Source organism: Geitlerinema sp. CS-897, assembly GCF_028368005.1.
GTDB lineage: Bacteria > Cyanobacteriota > Cyanobacteriia > Cyanobacteriales > Geitlerinemataceae > Baaleninema > Baaleninema simplex.
Window position 1 is genome coordinate 1 of record NZ_JAQNCQ010000127.1, and the last position, 18,335, is coordinate 18,335.

Here is an 18,335-nt window from a genome sequence, read left to right on the forward strand (position 1 = left end):
AGATGTCAGCCACCGCTTTGAGATGTTCTTGTAGCTTTTCTCGATCTTCGGAGTTTAAGTTCATTTTGAAATTTTTTAGATATATCTACTCATATTATTTTACCATGATTTTTGTGTTTTTACGAAAGTGAGATGCACCCGTGTCGTCTCCTGGGTGGATGTCAACCTGGAGAGGCAAAACTGACGCGAGGATATCGCTTGTTCGCTCGGTATATTATTCACACGGTCGGTCCGGTATGGCAAGGGGGTCGTAAAGGAGAACCGGACATTTTAAGTCGGTGTTACCGTAGTTGTTTCGATCTGGCGATAGAACGCGAGTTTAAATCGATCGCGTTTCCCTGTATCAGTACGGGGGTTTACGGATATCCAAAACTATTGGCAGCCGAAGTCGCGATCGCCTCGTACAATAACTATTTCGGCGATCGCGATCGCTCTCTAAATGTTGTTTTTTGCTGTTACGATTGCGAAAATTATAATATTTACAAAAACCTACAACAGACCGATAATTCAAATAAATAAAACGGGTGCATCTCACTTTTGTAAGGGAGTATCCCGTTCTGGAAGATACATGACAATGGGTGCATCTCACTTTTGCGATCGGAACCCCACCCATCCTCCCCTTGCTAAGGGGAGGTGCCGAAGGCGGAGGGGTGATTCTACGAAATTGAGATGCACCCCATGACAATTAATTGATTGTTGAAAATCGTTTCAAGACGTAGGTGAATTCGTCTCTGTGAGAGGCAAGCCAGTATTCTCAATAGTAGCTGCTTATCTATAATTGCCGAAATGGGATGCTCCCCTTTTGTAAAAAGATGAGTTGGAGGTAGGATGGACTTCGGCTTCGCTCAGTCCATGGGTGGAGCGATCGCGAAACCTAACAACAGCTCAATTCACTGTAGAGACTCCGATCTGAGAAATTTACATTTTTGAGATGCACCCATCGCACTTCACTGTCGAGCGTTACAGAGGTCAGTGTTATGAGAGTTATTCGTCGAAGTCGCTACGTGTCTTGGAACAGTTTCGATCGCGCCCCTAAAGGGTTCGGTACTGTCGATTTCTCTTGGACGGGATCGGACGGACGCCTTCACCAAATTCACCGTCGCTATCGCCTGTCGCCTCAAATAAGCTTCGATCGCTTCTTCTTCGATTTCGATGAGGAGTTCGATCGCGATCGGTGGTTGTCTGACTTTCGCTTCGATCGACCGCTATTGGCGTTCGATGTTGATGAGTTTCCCACCTATCGAGACAGGGTAGGCGATCGCGACTTCGAGACGAACCCCTTTACCCGCTCTGGTTTCGATGCGATAAATTCTGATGTTATCGATGTTGAGGTTATCGACGAACGTTCGCCTCAAAAACGCCGTCAAAAATCAAGTTGGAAAGAGGCGATCGGTCGCGTGTTTACATCACTTCGCCATCGAGTTACCCAGTTTGGGAAACGTTTTCGCAAGCAACATTTCGCGTGACGGTTGCCTGATGCCAAAATTTAAGGTAAATTGATGCGAATGCGATCGATACTCGATCGTACAAAAAGCCAGGTTTTCGGGTGCATTTCAAAGAGGTCTTCACCACAGAGGCACAGAGGACACAGAGAGGGATTTGTCTGACTGGGGCAAACCAATGTTTGAGATAGTGTTTGAGATTCGGATTCTGTATAAATCCTTGATTTAGCTGCGACCCACCCCAGACTTATATTTTTACAAAAGTGAGATGTACTCTAGATTTTGAATCAATGTAAAAAATCGTTTGTCAATTTTACGCCTATTCAACAATCGCCCTGAGATATCTTTTCTCTCGAGGGCGATCGTTTTGCAGTCAAGCTTATTTTTTAGCTCCGGCTGGCTTTATATCGAAGTTCGTTAGCCTCGTCTATAGCCTGAAATAGAGCTGATTTGTCTGAATTTGAAATCGACATCTGCGAAGAAAACCAGTCGTGGAGCAGTCGATCTTCTTCTGCCTCATCTCCATAGTCCATATGCATGAAACGATAGAAGTAAGGAACGTCCCACTCGATATAGTGAATAAATACATCGTAAGGAGCAACTGTCCAGTCAATTCCCCAAACTTGTTGGAGAAGGCGGAGAAATATTTTAGCTTCTGGAGGACGATCTTGGGCGATTAAAGCGTCTAATTCTTTCATCAAGACATCTTTATTCATGTTGCAATCCCTGTAAATTCAATATTGCAAATTTTACTTGCAAGACTGTTATATCATGGTTTTTTAAAAACTGCCATGTTTTATTATTTTTTACAAATTTTAAAATATCGTATTAATTTAAACGTGACAATATAACGAATGATAAATAGCAAGCTAATTTCTAAAAGCGTTTAAAATAGTAGACTTACCAGAAATCGCCGAACTCCTTACAGAATAGAGTATCTTGCTCGATTCACGTTTGTTGAGAAGCAAGCTCTATTATCGAGAATAATAAACGAGATTTCAAGGATTTCAGCTCTTGAAGCTTGAGCCGGAATCAATTTTTCGAGGTACCCAGCTAATAATTAGCGCTAAGCTGTGTAAAAGACTCAACTCGCAAAATCCCTTTTCAGAGATTGGATACAGGCACTTACCCCACATATCGAGGTTGGAAGAACTCAAAACTACAATGCTTAATATCAGACTGATATACAAAACACCGAAGTTTCATCGACCCCATTTAACAGATCGTTGCGGAAATTCCGGTATCGAGCGTGTATTGTTAAGTATTGCCAGATCGCCTATCGAACACTTTGCTCCAGCTCGATAACGTAGTCTGTCAAGAACGAAGCCTGGTTAACTGTCGGGCTTTTTCAAGACCGCACTATAACCGGAACGAGTCGGCGTCGGCTGGTTGACTGAAACTTTCGTAAGACGGGTGCGTCTAGAAACATTAACGGCTGTGGTTTTCACAGCTTAGGTTAACGTATGAATAGTTGATAACTCACCAAAACTCTTCACAGCAGATGAATCACATCGTAAAACTTCTTGGAATCAGTGCGAGCGCCTTCTTACTCCTCTCAGCAACGCCGCTGCGTACCCTGGCTCGTCCTACTTCTCCCCTCGTCGCGTTCAAACAAGTTCAAACCCTAGACACGCAGACGTTATTCGCCCAAGTTAAAGAAATGCCCTTGTTTGCAGGCGTTCACATCACGCCCCAGCAAGAAGCTATGCTCCGTCCGATCCTCGAGCAAACCCGGACTCGCATCGAAAGAATTCTCAGCGTCGAACAGCAAAACCGCTTCCATCGCATGATGATAGACGGACACTCTCTCGAACGTGCGATCGAAGCGATAGAACTCTCTTCAGAACAGGAATCTCAACTCGATAGCGTTTTGCAAATGACAGGGTTACAAGTCGCTCCAATTTTTACCCCCGAACAGCGCGATCGCCTCGAAGCCAATATCGAAGCCGCACAGCTTTGAGTTTGAGCAGAAGATAACCGGGTGGGGAGATGATGGGATGATGTGAAATCTCCTCAACCCTGTTACTGGTGACTGGTGACTGTAAATCGTCTTGACGGCTGTTCGCAAGCACGACAAGATTGCCCTGTAGAGAGTTTTAGGGAGATCGATCGTGGCAGCCTTTGAGATCGAAGCCAAGTGGGTAAACGTTGCCAACGGCGACTTACAAATCAATGCGTATCTGGCGCAACCCCAGGGAGAGGGTTCGTTTCCGGGTATCGTAGTGTTTCAAGAAATCTTCGGCGTCAACGCGCACGTTCGCGATGTCACCGAACGCATTGCTCGAGAAGGTTACGTCGCCTTAGCACCTGCGTTGTACCAACGTCTCGAGCCGGGATTTGAAGTCGGATACAGCGAAGAAGAGTTAAAAAAAGGTCGCGAGTATAAGGTTCAGACGAAAGCGTCGGAGTTGTTGAGCGACACCCAAGCCTCACTCGACTATCTCAAGCGTTTACCGAACACTACCGATCGCTTTGGCAATATCGGGTTTTGCTTTGGGGGTCACGTAGCGTATTTGACGGCGACGCTAGACGATTTTAAGGCTGTCGCATCGTTTTACGGAGCGGGAATTGCGACGCTGTGTCCTGGCGAAGAGAACAGTGCCACGATCGATCGCACGAAGGACATTTCTGGAACCGTTTATGCCTTTTTCGGGACTGAAGATCCCTTAATTCCCCTCGAAGAGGTCGATCGCATCGAAACGGCGTTAACAGAACAGGGAGTGTCTCACCAAATTTTCCGATACGAGGGAGCGACGCACGGCTTTTTCTGCGATCGGCGAGAGAGCTATAACGAAACGGTTGCGCGTCAGGCGTGGGAGCGGGTGTTACAGCTTTATAACGCGCAGTTGAAAGACTAAGCGATCGCCGTCCTCTGACTCCAGTCACGCGATCGACAGGTGCAAGAAAAGCTGGTGACAAGATTTGAACTTGCGACCGGCTGATTACAAATCAGCTGCTCTACCACTGAGCTACACCAGCACGCTATTTACTATAGCAAACTTCATCGCCAATTTTCACGCCCTAGTTCGACTCCACTGCGATCGCCTCCCTCAAAACCAAAATCCTGCCGAGATTTAGATGGCATGGGGAACCGAATCGAGTAGAATTGGAGTGCGTTCTACCAGCGTCGAGACACTCAGGCGTTTCCCCAGCTCGGGCGATCTGCGCGAGAGTTGCAATTCTCTCAACGTCTCGCTTGCGATCCGACGAACTACCCAACCTGTTCGAGATATCTTTCGACGTCTTCGATCGCGCGTGTCAGTTCCACTTCCGTACTTATCCGGAGGCGTTCGTCGCGCAAGGTTAACAAAATTTTCGCCGAAAACGGCGTCGGCCAGATATTGGGATTGCAAAACACTTCGAGGAAAACCTCACCGGTATACTGATACTCGATCGGTTTTTGTGGTGTCGGGCGTCCGCCCCCTCCAGTCGGATGGGTGGCGACGGCTTTTAACCGTTCGGCAAGCTGCACGAGAGTTGCTTTCAACTCGCGAGCTGCTTCTGGTGTGAAGTTAAAGGAAACTGACCCTTCCGTGAAGTTCAAAGTAAGTCGAGAACTAGACATAGCGCGATCGCCTCTGGAACGATGTGCTATATCATGTTACCTACGATTGGGTCACTCGCTAGACTCCCATACCCGATTTAGAGTTCGATCTCTCGAGATCGAACGATTAAAGCGGGCGAGAGCGATGGCGGCATCAGGTGAGTTGTGCGGCAAGCGAAACTTCGTCCGATAATAGATTCGAGTTGGATATTTGACAGCCTTCGGCAGTCGAGCCAACTCCAACGACCCAGTGTTCTGAGCGTCTCGCGCACTCAATTTCACCTAAATTTTAGAACGAAAGTGTGGTCATGGCCCCTGCCAAAATTCTGGTCGTCGATGACGACATCGCAGTTCGGAATTTAATCCACCGCTTCCTAAGCAAGCAAGATGACTACGTCGTCGAATCGGCCGAGGATGGTAAAACAGCCCTCGCTCTATTCGAGCAACTCAACCCGAACTTAGTAATCTTAGATGTGAACTTACCCGATACGACGGGGTATCAACTCTGCCAAGAAATGCAGGGTCGAACGGGGGTATTTATCATGATGCTCACGAGTCGAAACGATGAAGAAGATGTTGTCAGAGGCTTTGAAAAAGGAGCGGACGACTATCTCACGAAACCCTTCAGTCTTGCCGAACTCGGCGCGCGCGTCGCGGCGGTATTGAAGCGACAGCGTACTGTCACCCCCGCTCAACAACAGGGGATCGTCCTCGGCGACCTCCTCATCGATCCCGGTAGTCGGGAAGTCATCCTCAATAACGAACCCGTTCCCTTAACGGCGTTAGAATTCGATTTACTGCACTTCTTGGCGAGCCATCCCGGTCGGGTGTGGCGTCGTTCGGAGTTGTTACAGGAGGTGTGGGATTACGATTACGTCGGCGACCAGCGAGTCGTAGACGTTCACATCGGCCAAATTCGCCGTAAAATCGAAGGCAATTCTAACAAACCCTCTATGATTCAAACGGTGCGGGGAGTCGGCTATAAATTCGAGATTCCGTCGTCGTCGGTGAGTGGATAAAGCATTCGATCGTCGAGGTTGGGAGACCGGCCGCTCTGGTAGATCTTCGAGCAATTTGCAGTGAGGAACGCGGCGCGAGACTTCCCCTGTCGGGGTTGAGAGACCATCGAGTTGTCTCGGACGAAAAGACAGACTCTTTGCACGCCGTTGGTGAAAAGAGTCTGTTGTTGAAATCCATCGTGGTGAGTCAAGACGGGGCTGGAAACGCAACTGCTTTGAGGGATTTTCCCCGTCGGGACAACCCGGTCACTTCCCGACGGGAAAACGAGATGCCACCTCAAACGGTACTTTGAAACAAGGTTTCCAAGTACACCCTGGCTGCACGGCGGTAGTTTTGAGACGATTCGGGGGTACTGCTATCTCCATTTTGCAGGAGAAATAGAGACAACGCTGCGGAGAAGACCCGATCTTGATCCCAGTCGGGATGGCTATCTAGGTAACTTTTGAGAGATTGGTGTAAGTCTTCGGGAATTTCTGCCAGTATGCTGACGCTTGTATTCATCTTTCTTCGGCGCCGAACCCCCCGCTATAGCCGTTAGGCTTAGCGGCGGGAGGAAGCGCCGCCTCCAATGTTAGGTTGACACGTTCACTCCCTGGATGAGTTAGAATGGGAGCATGACTCAAGCAATAACGGTTAAATGCAGGCTGATAGTCCCTCCAGAGTTGACCGAAAAGGTCGATGAGACTCTGGAGGGCTTTGCTGAGGCTTGCAACCAGATCTTGCAAACAGCTAAAGAACACAACGTCTGGAACACGACGAAGCTGCATCACCTGACGTATAAGCCAGTTCGAGAAGCCACCGAACTTAAAGCCAATCACGTTTGTCAGGCGATCCGCCGCGTTGTGAACCAACGAAAAGCCACCCAACAAATCCACAAGTTTCGCCCCACCAGCGTCGGTCTCGACGTTCGGACGTTCAGGTACATCGAATCCAAACAACAGGTCGGTGTGACTCTGAAGTCGGGGCGAGTTAACTTCGATCTCAAGATTGGTGGCTATCAAATCGCACTGCTGCGGGGACAAAGTCCCACCAGTGCAACGCTGAAGAAAACTCGGCAAGGGGATTACTACATCAACATCGTTGTTGAAGTCCCCACCCAACCGAAGGGGAGAACCCCCAAGGTTTTGGGAGTCGATCGGGGTTTGCGAGACATCGCGACTACCTCCACCGGGAAATCCTGGAATGGAGAACAACTGAGGGCAACTCGCGAAAAGTACGTTCGTGTACGTGCCTCGATTCAAGCCAAACGCACCAAGTCGGCTAAACGCTTGCTTAGAAGGCTCTCTGGGCGTGAATCGAGGTTTCAAAGTTGGGTCAACCACAACATCAGCCAGCAACTCGTTCGAGAAGCCAAAGCCACCAATGCTGTAATTGCCTTCGAGGATCTCACAGGGATTCGATTGAGTGTCAAGCTCAGGAAGAAAACTCGAACCGAAATTCACCGATGGGCGTTCTACCAACTTCAATTGTTTACCGAGTATAAGGCAAACATTGCCGGGGTAGAAGTCGTCACCGTCGATCCTCGCTACACTTCCCAAACTTGTTCTCGATGCCATCACGTTCCCCCCGAACGGGGTAAGTCCTATCGCCACGGTAAGCGGTTTAAGTGTGGTTTTTGTGGCTTCGAGCATGATGCTGATGTAAACGGGGCATTAAATATCGCTCAACTGGGGGCTGTCGTAACTCAGCCTGAAATCTCGACCTATGCTTGCGTTCCTTGAGGGGCAACTCAGTTTGTTCCCGGCAGGTACAGGTTAGGGATAAAGCCCCCGCTATACCTGTAAGGGTTAGCGGCAGGAATAGTTACAGCTGTCTCCTAAGCTGGGGGAATTACAGCGAGCCGCGAACTGCGATCGCGCCGGTGAGGAATCGCTGTAAAAGGGTCTGGATTTCTGACCTGTCGCATTATTTTGATCTGAGAAGGGGTGGGGTTGTCAATGTTGCAAAATATTAAAAACCTCCGAACACGACCGTTGCCCTCACGAGATAATGCGGGTTTGAGGGGTGTTTTTGTTACATTACTTCATCAAAAGAGGTTGGATCTGAGAGTAGACGAACGGCGATCGAGAAATCCCCAACAATTCCACCGAGTCCCGTTCTCTCGTCATACCCTGTGGAAAACTTTCTCAAACCTGTGGAAAACTCGGGAAGAACTTGTGGAAAGTCTGTGGAATCGATGGGGAAAATCTCCAGCAATGATAAGAATTGCAAAGAGCGGCAAATCTTAAAAATTGCCGTAATATGACAGATGCAGCCAACACTGAGCGTCTATGGTTCGCCTTCCCTGGCGTCGTCCGCCACAACCCGATCCCGATCCTTCGGAGTCTCCTAGCGGTTTAGGAACTTTCGGCGGCGTCTTTACCCCCTCGATTCTGACGATTCTTGGGGTAATTATGTATTTGCGATTCGGTTGGGTCGTGGCCAACGTCGGTTGGGGAGGAAGTCTGGCGATCGTCACCCTTTCGACGGCGATCACGTTTCTAACCGGCTTGTCTATTTCTGCGATCGCCACCGATCGCGTCGTGCGTGTCGGCGGTGCCTACTACATGATCAGTCGCTCCCTCGGCATCGAAACCGGCGGTGCGGTGGGCATTCCCCTCTACTTCGCCCAAGCCCTCTCCGTCGCCCTCTACACCTTGGGTTTCGCCGAAAGCCTCATTAACACCTTTCCCGTCCTCAGCAACGTTCAAACCGTCGTCGCCCTCATCACCACCATCGCTGTGGCGGCCTTAGCCATCCAATCGGCCAACCTCGCCATCCGCGCTCAATACTTCATCATGGCGGCGATCGTCCTCTCGCTACTGTCTTTCGCCTTCGGTCATCCCATCGCCGAAAGCGACATCGGCGTGTGGAACGTTTCTGGACGCGTCGGCGAACCGTTCTGGGTCGTGTTTGCCGTATTTTTCCCCGCCGTCACGGGGATCATGTCCGGCGTGAATATGTCCGGCGACTTGCGCGATCCCTCGAAATCGATTCCCATCGGTACGCTTTCGGCCATTGGCGTTGGCTATCTCATCTACATGATTTTGCCGGTGTTCCTGGCCACCCGCGCCGACTTTACCGCCCTGACTGAAAATCCCCTCGTCATGCGCGATATCGCTCTATGGGGCGATGCTATCTTATTGGGCGTTTGGGGCGCGACGCTCTCGAGTGCGTTGGGCAGTATTCTCGGGGCGCCTCGGGTTCTGCAAGCTCTGGCGCGAGACGGGGTTTTACCGCGATCGCTCCGCTGGCTCGGACAAGGCCACGGCCCGGACGACGAACCGCGCTTGGGAACTTTCGTGACCTTGGGCGTCGCCGTGGCCGCCGTCTGCGTGGGAGATCTCAACCTCATCGCTCCCGTCTTGACCATGTTTTTCCTCTCGACGTACATGGTCTTGAACGTATCGGCGGCGATCGAAGGATTTCTGCAAAGTCCCTCCTTCCGTCCGACGTTTCGGGTGCATTGGTTTCTCTCCCTTATCGGGGCTTTGGGTTGCTTGTCCGTGATGGTTCTCATCAACGCCGCCGCCGCTGTCGTCGCGGCTATTCTGGTGGCGGGGATTTACATTTGGCTCGAACGGCGGGAACTTCAGTCGGCCTGGGGAGACGTGCGACGGGGATTGTGGATCGAGCTGGCGCGTTTGGCGATTCTCAACCTCGGCGATACGCCCGATACGAAAAACTGGCGTCCGAATATTTTGGTTCTCTCAGGTGCGCCGATGCGCCGCTGGGCGCTGATCGAGCTGGCGGCGGCTTTTACCCACAACCGAGGTCTGATTACGGTTGCCAGTATTTTACCGAGCGGTTCGCGAGATCTGGCTCAGCAAGCATCCCTCGAAAGCAAGATTCGGGAGTATGTGGAGAAACGGGGCGTGCAAGCTCTGGTCCGCATCGTGACCGCCCCCGATCCGTTTGTCGGTGCCGAACGGCTCATCGAAGCCTACGGTCTCGGTCCGCTGGTTCCCAATACGGTGTTGCTCGGAGATAGCGAGCAGGAAGCGTTACGGCGGGATTATTGTAAGTCGATCGCCACGCTGCACCGATCGCGTCGCAGTGTCGTTATTTTTCGCGAAAATCCCGAACTGGGCTTTCGCAACCGCCGCCGCATCGATGTGTGGTGGGGAGGGTTACAATCGAACGGCGGGTTGATGCTGTTGTTGGCCTATCTCCTGCGCACGAGCGATCGCTGGCGCGGCGCGACGATTTATTTGAAATTGGTAGTACCTAACGAAACTGCCGCTCAAGCCGCCCGCGCGAACCTCGATAATTTGGCGCAACAACTCCGAATCGGGGCGGTATCGCAGGTGTTGGTCTCTGACGGACGACCGTTTCCCGAAATTTTGCGGGAGTCGTCTCGGGCGGCGGATTTGGTCTGTTTGGGGATGGCCACCCCCCGCGACGGTGAAGATTTTAGTGAATATTACGGTCGGTTACAGGCTATGGCCTCGGATCTTCCTACGACTCTCTTTGTTTTGGCGGCGTCCGATTTTGCCTTTGAAGAAGTCTTGCAGGGTAAAGATTAGGGTCGTTTCATCAGGGAAGCAGGGGAAGACAAAAAAGAAACGCTCGATTATTTTTTTTATTGACAAAATTTATGTTTTGTGATATAGAGGGAGAGTGTTCGAGGCGGAGTCAGAGAAATGGATTTGACGATCGCTTCTCGTAAACAATTTGGATAGATCGTGGCCGATCGCACGTACCGCTTGTTGTTAGCTGAAGACGATCGCGATCTTGTAGAGGAATTGCGCGAGCTGTTGCGATCGCTGCCAAACGGTCGTTACGAACTCGAGTGGCGTTCCGAGGTCGGTTTGACCACAGGAGAGCCGTTCGACGCCTATTTCGTCGAAGCTTGGCGCGTTCGCGAACTCCCGAGATCGCAGCAGCAAAAAGCGATCGCCCTCGTCGAAACGGTCGAAGCTGGACTGACCGCGATCGAAGCTGGAGCTAGCGATTATCTCTTGCGCGATCGCCTCGATCTCGCCGCCCTCGAAAAAACCCTGCGATCGCAGCGATCGCGAGAGCGAAACCATTTATACGAATCCCTTTTGAGCGACGTGGCCGAAACGATTCTCGTCACCGATCTCCAGGGAGACTTTATCTGGATTTGTCCCAACGTGAGGGTCATTTTTGGATACGCAGTCAGCGACGTCGCAGCCCTGAAAAACGTTGGCAGTTTGTTACCGAGGGATCTGTTCGAGTTCGAGGATCTCGCGCGAACCGGAGAACTGCTCGATCTCAATTGCACGATTCGCGATCGAGCGGGAAACGAACATCATCTACTCATCAACGCCAAATATCTCGAGAAACAACACATCTCCTATATCTGTCGAGACATCACCGAACGTCACCGAGTTCAACGAGACATCGATGCCCTGAATCGAGACTTAGAACGACGAGTTCGCGATCGCACCGCTCGACTGCAAACTCTCAACACCGCGCTAGAAGAAGAAATTCAGACTCGCAAGCAGGTCGAAACCGCTCTAGCTGAAAGCGAAGCCAAATTTCGCGGCATTGTCGAACGGGCGGGTGTAGGAATTTCGCAAGTCGATCTCGACGGACGATGGATTTTCGCCAACGACAAACTGGTCGATTTCCTGGGCTATTCCCAAACCGAACTACAACAGATAAAGTGGCAGGATATCACGTACCCCGACGATCTCGAGGCAGATCTCGACCTCGTCCGACAGCTCTACGACGGTCGAATCGATCGCTACAGTCTCGAAAAACGCTACGTTTGCCAAGACGGAAAGGTGGTTTGGGCGCAAATCTTCATGACGCTCCTACGGGATGCAGAAGGAAATCCCGCCTCTTACATCGGCATTGTCGAAGACATCGGCGATCGCAAACAGACGGAAGCCGCCTTAAAAGAGCGGGAACGAGAATTTCGCACCTTAGCCGAAAACTTTCCCGAAATCATTACGCGCTTCGATCGCAACTTACGCCACGTCTACGTCAGTCCCAGGATCGAAAAACTCACGGGAATGCCCCTCAAAGCCTTTATCGGGAAAACCAATCGCGAACTGCGAATGCCCGAAAGCCTGGTCGTTCGATGGGAACGCGCGATCGAAACCGTTTTTGAAACCCAACAGTCCCAAGACCTCGAATTTTCCTGGCCGTCTCCCGACGGCGTGAAATGGTTTCAAGCCCGACTCGTCCCCGAATACGGCGAAGACGGTTCCGTTCGCTTCGTCATGGGCGTGACCACTGACATCACAGCTCGCAAACAGGCCGAAGCAGACATCGAACAACTGGCCGAGCGCCTCGTGACCGTCATTAACACTGTCGGCGAAGGGATTACCCTCAGCAATCGCCGGGGCAACTTCCTGATTTTCAACCCTCCCATGCAGGAAACGACCGGATACAGCCTCGAAGAAGCCAATCGCTCTCCAAATTTTTTCAAACTGCTCTATCCCGAACCGACTGCCTTTCAAGAGTTTGAAGCCCACTTCGATCGCGTCGTACAGTACGGACGAGCGCGCAACCGAGAAACCCAGATCCGCACCAAAGACGGAACCTGTAAAACGCTCCTCGTCTCGACGACACTCATGCAGTTCGGCGATCGTAACTGGTTTCTGAGTGCCTACCGCGACATCAGCGATCGTCGAGCCACCACCGAAGCGCTCGAACGGGAGCGCAACCGCCTCGCCGAAGCTCAAAAAATCGCCCACGTGGGTAGTTGGGAATTCGACCTCCTCACCCGCGAACTGTCTTGGTCTGACGAAACCTTTCGGATTTTCGGTCTCGATCGAGATCGACACCGGGAACCGACCCTCGAAGAACATATCCGACAACTCCACCCCGACGATCGCCAGATATGGGAATCCGAACTCTACCGAGCGATTCGCCAAGGTTGTCTCTACGACCTCGAACTCCGTATCTTGCGACCCGATGGCGACACGCGCCACGCTTACGTGCGAGGCTATCCCGTTTACACTGACGATGGCGAACCGATGCACCTGTTCGGAACCGTTCTCGACATTACCGATCGCAAACGTCGCGAAGAAGAACTTCAACAAAGCCAACGCTTCGTCGAACGCATCGCCGACGCATCGCCACAACTGCTGTACATTTACGATCTCCAAGCCAGACGCTGTACCTACGTCAACCAACAAAGTCTCGAAATTTTGGGAGATTCCCCCGAAAACGTTCGAGAACTGGGATATCGCTTTCTCGAAGAACGCTTGCATCCGAACAACCTCAAAACCCTCGCCACCTTGCCCGATCGCTTGAGTCGCCTCACCGACGGCGAAGTATTCGAGCGTACGTTTCAAATCCGACGCCGCGACGGTTCTTATCGCTGGCTGCGATCGCGTAACGTCGTTTACGATCGCGACGAGAACGGGGCGATCCGACAGATTTTAGGAACCGCCACCGACATTACCGAACACCAGCAGGCTCAACTCGAACTCTGTCGCAGCGAAGCGCGCCTGCAAACCATCGTCAACAGTATCTCAGACAGTCTCGTTATCGTCGATCGCCAGGGAATCGTACGGTTTGCCAATCCCTCGGCGGCTCGGCTGTTCGGTCGTCCCCTCTCGCAACTCGTCGGCTGGGAGTTCGGACAGCCCATCGTCGTCGGCAGTGCCAGCGAACTCCACGCGATCCGTCCGGGGGGAAACCTGGTCGTTGCAGAAATGAACGTGGCGGAAACCCACTGGGAAGACGAGGCGGTGTACGTGGTTGCGTTACGGGACATTACCGAACGGCGACAGGCTGAGGAAGCGCTACGGGACAGCGAAGCCAAATTCCGGCAGATGGCAGAACACATCCAAGATGTCTTTTGGCTGTTTTCTGCCCCGATGGGAAAACTGCTTTACGTCAGTCCGGCGTACGAACGTATCTGGCAACGATCGCCGGCCGATCTTTACACCGATCCCGAATCTTGGCTCGAATCCGTTCATCCCGACGATTTCGCCCTGATGCTTACTGTCCTCGATCGAGAGCGGCGAGGGCAGGGCAGTCGGCAAGAGTATCGCATTTACCGACCCGACGGCGAGTTGCGCTGGATTTCGTCCCGCACTTTTCCCATTTATGACGAACGGGGGGAGGTGGTACGAATGGCGGGAATTGCTGAAGACGTGACCGATCGCAAACGCGCTGAAGCCGAGTTAGAACGCTATCGCACTCAACTCGAAGCCTTAGTCGAACAGCGCACGGCACAACTGCAAGCCGCCAACGATCGCTTACAAGAAGAAGTGACGCGACGCCAACAAGCGCAAGCGAGACTTCACTTTCAAGCACGATTGTTAGACGTGGTCGAACACGCGGTTATCGCGACAGATTTGTCCGGGGCGATCGTTTATTGGAACCGCTTCGCCGAACGACTGTACGGATGGTCGGCCGAAGAGGCGATCGGAGGCAATGTCCTCGATATCCTCTCGACCCCTACCTCGCGCGATCGCGGGCGAGAATTGATGGGACAGTTGAGTCGGGGGAAAAGTTGGTCGGGAGAGTTTCAAGTCGAACGTCGCGACGGCACGACGTTTCCCGCCCTCGTGACCACCTCGCCAATCGTCAACGAAAACGATCGGCTCGTGGGGGTCGTGGGGGTATCCATCGACATCAGCGAACGCAAACAGGCCGAAGAAGCGCTGAAAAAGGCTAACGCCGAACTCGGCATCGTTGTCGAACAGCAAACTCGGGATCTGGCCGAGGCCATCGAGCGTCTCCAGCGGGAACTGGCCAAGCGCAAACAGGCCGAAAGGGCATTTCGATCGCAAGTCGAACGAGAGCGCTTGTTGGCACAAGTGCAAGAACGGATGCGTCAGTCTCTCGATCTCGACGAAATTCTAGAGACGACCGTGGCCGAAGTGCAACAACTTCTCGATGCCGATCGCGTGACGGTTTATCGCGCCGTCGGAAACGGACAGTTCGAGGTGGTTCACGAAGCCCTCAGAGGCGAGGTTTATTCGGTATTGGGACGCTCGATCTCGATCGAAACGGAAACTTTTATACCCATCCAAGCGGACGGTTACCGCTGCGATAACCTGTACGTTCGGGTGTTCGCGGTGCGAGATCCCCAAAGCCGAACCGAAGAAGAGTCCGTTTGGGGCATCTTGTGCGTGCAGCAATGTCGAGCGGTTGGCGAGGAAGGACAGCAACCTTTTCGCACCTGGACCGAGGGAGAGCGGGAGTTACTTCACCAAGTCAGCGATCGCTTGAGTATCGCGCTGTATCAAGCGCAACTCCTCGACAACCAGGTGCGTTATGCTCGGGAACTGGCGCGATCGAACCGAGAACTCGAACAGTTCGCCTATATCGCCTCTCACGACTTGCAAGAACCCCTGCGAGCGGTGACGGGATTTGCCGAACTGCTCGCAGACGAATATCGCGATCGCCTCGACGGGGAAGCCTTAGAATATCTCGATTTCATTATCGACGGCGCCCGACGGATGCAGCAGTTGATTCGCGATCTGCTGGCCTTCTCGCGGGTGGGAACTCGGGGGAAAGCGTTCGCCCTGACCGATTTCCATGCCGTCCTCGATCTCGCTTTATCTAACCTACACGCCGCGATCGCCGACAGTCAGGCGATCGTCGAACGAGACAACCTACCCGAAGTCTGGGCTGACGAGTCCCAGATGGTACAGCTATTTCAAAATCTCATCGGCAACGCCATTAAGTTTCACGGCGATCGTCCCCCGCAGATTCGCATTACGGTAAGATTACTATCGGATAGTTGGCAATTTTGCGTTTGCGATAACGGTATCGGCATCGATCCCAAATTTGCCGATCGCGTGTTCGAGGTGTTCCAACGTCTCCACACGCGACGCCAATACCCAGGGACGGGCATCGGATTGGCGATTTGCAAAAAAATTGTCGAACGACACGGAGGTAAAATGTGGGTCGAATCGTCTCTCGGTGAAGGTTCGGCATTTTACTTTACGCTGCGGTGCGACCCCTAACCCCAAAAGGTGACGGGGGAACACGCCCCTGAAGATCCGTGTCTCCAGCCAGAGAACAGGTTGTTTTCGTAAATTTTTGTTGTAAAACGTTTTAATGTTGGAGCGAGCGGTTGCATCGGGGTCGCACAGCCAAATCTACGTATTAGTTGTCGAAGATTCTCCAGGGGATGCGAAGTTAATTGAAATGGCGTTCGATCGCGGACGAACGCGGCCGCGTCTCTACATCGTCGAAGACGGCGTCGAAGCCCTGGACTTTTTGCACCGAGAGGGAAAATACGCGAACTGTCCCCGCCCTCACCTAGTTCTACTCGACCTCAACCTCCCCCGTAAGTCGGGATTAGAAGTCTTATCGGAAATCAAACGAGATCCCCACTTAAAAGTCATTCCCACCGTGGTTTTAACCACCTCAGACGACGAGTTAGAAATTTTACGCTGTTACCAACATCATGCCAACTGCTATCTCGTCAAACCCACGAGTTTCCAAAAATTCTGCCACGCGATCGCCTGTGTCGAAGCCCTATGGCTAGATGCCGCCAAACTCCCCAATTAGATTAGGTAAAGACAGTCACCAGTCACCAGTCACCAGTCACCAGTCACCACTCTTCCCTGAAAAAGCTCCCCTGCTCCTCTTCACTCTTCATTCTTCCCTCTTCACTCTTCCCTGAAGAAGCTCCCTTGCCCGAGATCGATCGCACGGCGCGATCGCAGTTATAGTAAACTGGGGATTTGTTCGGTTTACTCTCCCCTTCAGAGTCGAGTAGAGGTTCGTGCATGGCATCCATCCGTGAGTTGCACCAACAGTTGGTGGAAAAAGAACGTTCTGCCGTCGAACTGACGACAGAAACCCTAAAACGCATTGAGGCGTTGGAACCGCAACTTCACAGCTTTCTTTACGTCACAGCCGACCTAGCCCTAGAGCAGGCGCGACGGGTCGATGCCAAAATAGCGGCCCGAGAGGAGATCGGGCCGCTCGAGGGCATCCCGATCGCCATCAAAGACAATCTCTGTACGCGCGGCTTACCCACCACCTGCGCCTCGCGCATTCTCGAAAACTACGTTCCGCCTTACAACGCGACGGTTATCGACAAACTGCACGCAGCCGGGGCGGTCATCGTGGGGAAAACGAACCTCGATGAATTTGCGATGGGGAGTTCCACTGAAAACTCCGCGTTCCAAGTGACTGCCAACCCCTGGGATACGACGCGAGTTCCCGGCGGTTCCTCGGGAGGATCGGCGGCGGCGGTCGCGGCCAGAGAATGCGTGGTTTCTCTGGGATCGGATACCGGCGGCTCGATTCGTCAACCGGCCTCGTTCTGTGGCGTCGTCGGCTTGAAACCCACTTACGGCTTAGTCTCTCGCTACGGCTTAGTCGCTTACGCTTCCTCTCTCGACCAAATCGGCCCCTTTGGGCGTACCGTTGACGATACGGCACTGCTGCTCGAGGCGATCGCCGGATACGACGCCAAAGACTCCACCAGTTTGAAAACCGAAATCCCCAGATATTCCAAATTCATTCAACCGAACCTGAAATCGAAAGGACGGCTTCGGGTTGGTGTTATTCAAGAAACCTTCGGTAAAGGCTTAGACCCAGAAGTCGAAACCGCCGTCAAAACGGCTGTCGAAACCTTGCAAGAATTGGGAGCAGAAGTCCAAGTCGTCTCTTGTCCGACGTTCCGTTACGGCTTACCCACTTATTACATCCTCGCCCCCTCGGAAGCTTCCTCGAACTTGGCGCGATACGACGGCGTGAAATACGGAATGCGCGCGGACGAGACTGAAGACCTCATCGAAATGTACTCGAAAACCCGCGCTCGAGGCTTCGGCGCAGAGGTCAAACGCCGCATCGTCATCGGCACTTACGCTCTCTCGGCCGGATACTACGATGCGTACTATTTGAAAGCCCAAAAGGTCCGCACGCTGATCTGTCAAGATTTCCAAAAAGCCTTCGCTCAAGTCGATGTTTTGGTGACGCCGACCGCACCGACGACGGCGTTTAAAGCTGGTGAAAAAACCAACGATCCCTTGAGTATGTATCTGTCGGACTTGATGACGATTCCCGTTAACTTGGCAGGGCTTCCAGCGCTGAGTATGCCTTGCGGTTTCGACCGTCAAGGACTGCCAGTCGGACTTCAACTCATCGGAAACGTCTTGCAGGAAGCTCGCTTGTTGGAAGTTGCTAACGCTTACGAAAAAGCCACGGACTGGAACCAACGCCATCCGAAGCTTTAACCCGAAGTCGTAGGGTGCGTGACTTGAAAAATCGGGTGTCGATCGTGAGATCGATAAATCGTCACGCACCGCCAATGTACACCGCCTACCAAGATTCGTCGCAGCGCTCCAACCATAGCCAATAGGCTTGGTTGGTGGTGAAGCGGCGGTGAGTTTCGGTGCATCCCCCGAACAATGCGATAGCGAGAGAAGGGGATAGCGAGAGAAGGGGATAGC

Annotated in this window: 14 protein-coding genes and 1 tRNA gene; 11 read left to right on the top strand and 4 right to left on the bottom strand. The window is 52.4% G+C overall.

Annotation, left to right across the window (positions count from 1 at the left end; genetic code table 11):
* The first annotated feature begins 132 nt into the window (after positions 1–132).
* Together POG22_RS07670 and POG22_RS07675 are read left to right on the top strand one after the other, a co-directional pair.
* Positions 133–519, top strand: coding sequence for a macro domain-containing protein (locus POG22_RS07670; protein ID WP_498904540.1), 387 nt, complete (start codon positions 133–135; stop codon positions 517–519).
* Between the two features lie 458 nt (positions 520–977).
* Positions 978–1,466 (top strand): hypothetical protein, encoded by a 489-nt coding sequence (locus POG22_RS07675; protein ID WP_498904542.1) that lies wholly within the window; start codon positions 978–980, stop codon positions 1,464–1,466.
* A 362-nt stretch (positions 1,467–1,828) separates the two neighbouring features.
* On the opposite strand, the gene POG22_RS07680 is transcribed toward POG22_RS07675, so the two are convergent.
* The gene (locus POG22_RS07680) at positions 1,829–2,158 is read right to left on the bottom strand and encodes a hypothetical protein (RefSeq protein ID WP_017661001.1); all 330 of its coding nucleotides are present in this window, start codon (positions 2,156–2,158) and stop codon (positions 1,829–1,831) included.
* Positions 2,159–2,943: 785 nt separating this feature from the next.
* On the opposite strand from POG22_RS07680, the gene POG22_RS07685 reads away from it, so the two are divergent.
* Positions 2,944–3,402 (top strand): Spy/CpxP family protein refolding chaperone, encoded by a 459-nt coding sequence (locus tag POG22_RS07685; RefSeq protein WP_017661003.1) that lies wholly within the window; start codon positions 2,944–2,946, stop codon positions 3,400–3,402.
* A 151-nt stretch (positions 3,403–3,553) separates the two neighbouring features.
* Positions 3,554–4,300, top strand: coding sequence for a dienelactone hydrolase family protein (locus POG22_RS07690; RefSeq protein ID WP_063716094.1), 747 nt, complete (start codon positions 3,554–3,556; stop codon positions 4,298–4,300).
* 49 nt (positions 4,301–4,349) lie between these two features.
* Here the strand turns inward: POG22_RS07690 and POG22_RS07695 are convergent.
* A tRNA-Thr gene (locus tag POG22_RS07695) sits at positions 4,350–4,421 on the bottom strand.
* 232 nt (positions 4,422–4,653) lie between these two features.
* A complete protein-coding gene (locus tag POG22_RS07700) occupies positions 4,654–5,007 on the bottom strand; it encodes a hypothetical protein (protein ID WP_017661005.1) in 354 nt (117 codons plus the stop codon).
* 287 nt (positions 5,008–5,294) lie between these two features.
* Between POG22_RS07700 and POG22_RS07705 the strand changes: the two genes are divergently transcribed.
* Positions 5,295–6,005, top strand: a complete 711-nt coding sequence (locus POG22_RS07705; RefSeq protein ID WP_063716093.1) for a response regulator — start codon at positions 5,295–5,297, stop codon at positions 6,003–6,005.
* Positions 6,006–6,142: 137 nt separating this feature from the next.
* Positions 6,143–6,298, top strand: coding sequence for a hypothetical protein (locus tag POG22_RS07710; RefSeq protein WP_498904546.1), 156 nt, complete (start codon positions 6,143–6,145; stop codon positions 6,296–6,298).
* Here POG22_RS07710 and POG22_RS07715 read toward each other — a convergent pair.
* The gene (locus tag POG22_RS07715; protein ID WP_017661007.1) at positions 6,283–6,507 is read right to left on the bottom strand and encodes a DUF2811 domain-containing protein; all 225 of its coding nucleotides are present in this window, start codon (positions 6,505–6,507) and stop codon (positions 6,283–6,285) included. The two genes, POG22_RS07710 and POG22_RS07715, sit on opposite strands and share 16 nt — an antisense overlap.
* A gap of 113 nt (positions 6,508–6,620) precedes the next feature.
* Between POG22_RS07715 and POG22_RS07720 the strand changes: the two genes are divergently transcribed.
* From POG22_RS07720 to gatA, 5 genes are all read left to right on the top strand, one after another.
* On the top strand, positions 6,621–7,727 hold the full coding sequence (locus POG22_RS07720; RefSeq protein ID WP_017661008.1) for an RNA-guided endonuclease InsQ/TnpB family protein: 1,107 nt from the start codon (positions 6,621–6,623) through the stop codon (positions 7,725–7,727).
* A gap of 549 nt (positions 7,728–8,276) precedes the next feature.
* The gene (locus tag POG22_RS07725; protein WP_498904548.1) at positions 8,277–10,511 is read left to right on the top strand and encodes an APC family permease; all 2,235 of its coding nucleotides are present in this window, start codon (positions 8,277–8,279) and stop codon (positions 10,509–10,511) included.
* Positions 10,512–10,670: 159 nt separating this feature from the next.
* Positions 10,671–15,890, top strand: coding sequence for a PAS domain S-box protein (locus tag POG22_RS07730; RefSeq protein ID WP_498904550.1), 5,220 nt, complete (start codon positions 10,671–10,673; stop codon positions 15,888–15,890).
* A 94-nt stretch (positions 15,891–15,984) separates the two neighbouring features.
* The gene (locus tag POG22_RS07735; protein ID WP_063716090.1) at positions 15,985–16,440 is read left to right on the top strand and encodes a response regulator; all 456 of its coding nucleotides are present in this window, start codon (positions 15,985–15,987) and stop codon (positions 16,438–16,440) included.
* Between the two features lie 221 nt (positions 16,441–16,661).
* Entirely contained in the window at positions 16,662–18,119 is a 1,458-nt protein-coding gene (gatA, locus tag POG22_RS07740) for an Asp-tRNA(Asn)/Glu-tRNA(Gln) amidotransferase subunit GatA (protein WP_063716089.1), read from the top strand.
* The last annotated feature ends 216 nt before the right edge of the window (positions 18,120–18,335 follow it).

Excerpts from the sequence above, each read along its gene's own strand:
- POG22_RS07720 (WP_017661008.1), top strand. The coding sequence starts at position 6,621 with ATGACTCAAGCAATAACGGTTAAATGCAGGCTGATAGTCCCTCCAGAG.
- POG22_RS07725 (WP_498904548.1), top strand. The coding sequence starts at position 8,277 with ATGGTTCGCCTTCCCTGGCGTCGTCCGCCACAACCCGATCCCGATCCT.
- POG22_RS07715 (WP_017661007.1), bottom strand. The coding sequence starts at position 6,507 with ATGAATACAAGCGTCAGCATACTGGCAGAAATTCCCGAAGACTTACAC.
- POG22_RS07670 (WP_498904540.1), top strand. The coding sequence starts at position 133 with ATGCACCCGTGTCGTCTCCTGGGTGGATGTCAACCTGGAGAGGCAAAA.
- POG22_RS07685 (WP_017661003.1), top strand. The coding sequence starts at position 2,944 with ATGAATCACATCGTAAAACTTCTTGGAATCAGTGCGAGCGCCTTCTTA.
- gatA (WP_063716089.1), top strand. The coding sequence starts at position 16,662 with ATGGCATCCATCCGTGAGTTGCACCAACAGTTGGTGGAAAAAGAACGT.
- POG22_RS07680 (WP_017661001.1), bottom strand. The coding sequence starts at position 2,158 with ATGAATAAAGATGTCTTGATGAAAGAATTAGACGCTTTAATCGCCCAA.
- POG22_RS07735 (WP_063716090.1), top strand. The coding sequence starts at position 15,985 with ATGTTGGAGCGAGCGGTTGCATCGGGGTCGCACAGCCAAATCTACGTA.
- POG22_RS07705 (WP_063716093.1), top strand. The coding sequence starts at position 5,295 with ATGGCCCCTGCCAAAATTCTGGTCGTCGATGACGACATCGCAGTTCGG.
- POG22_RS07700 (WP_017661005.1), bottom strand. The coding sequence starts at position 5,007 with ATGTCTAGTTCTCGACTTACTTTGAACTTCACGGAAGGGTCAGTTTCC.
- POG22_RS07675 (WP_498904542.1), top strand. The coding sequence starts at position 978 with ATGAGAGTTATTCGTCGAAGTCGCTACGTGTCTTGGAACAGTTTCGAT.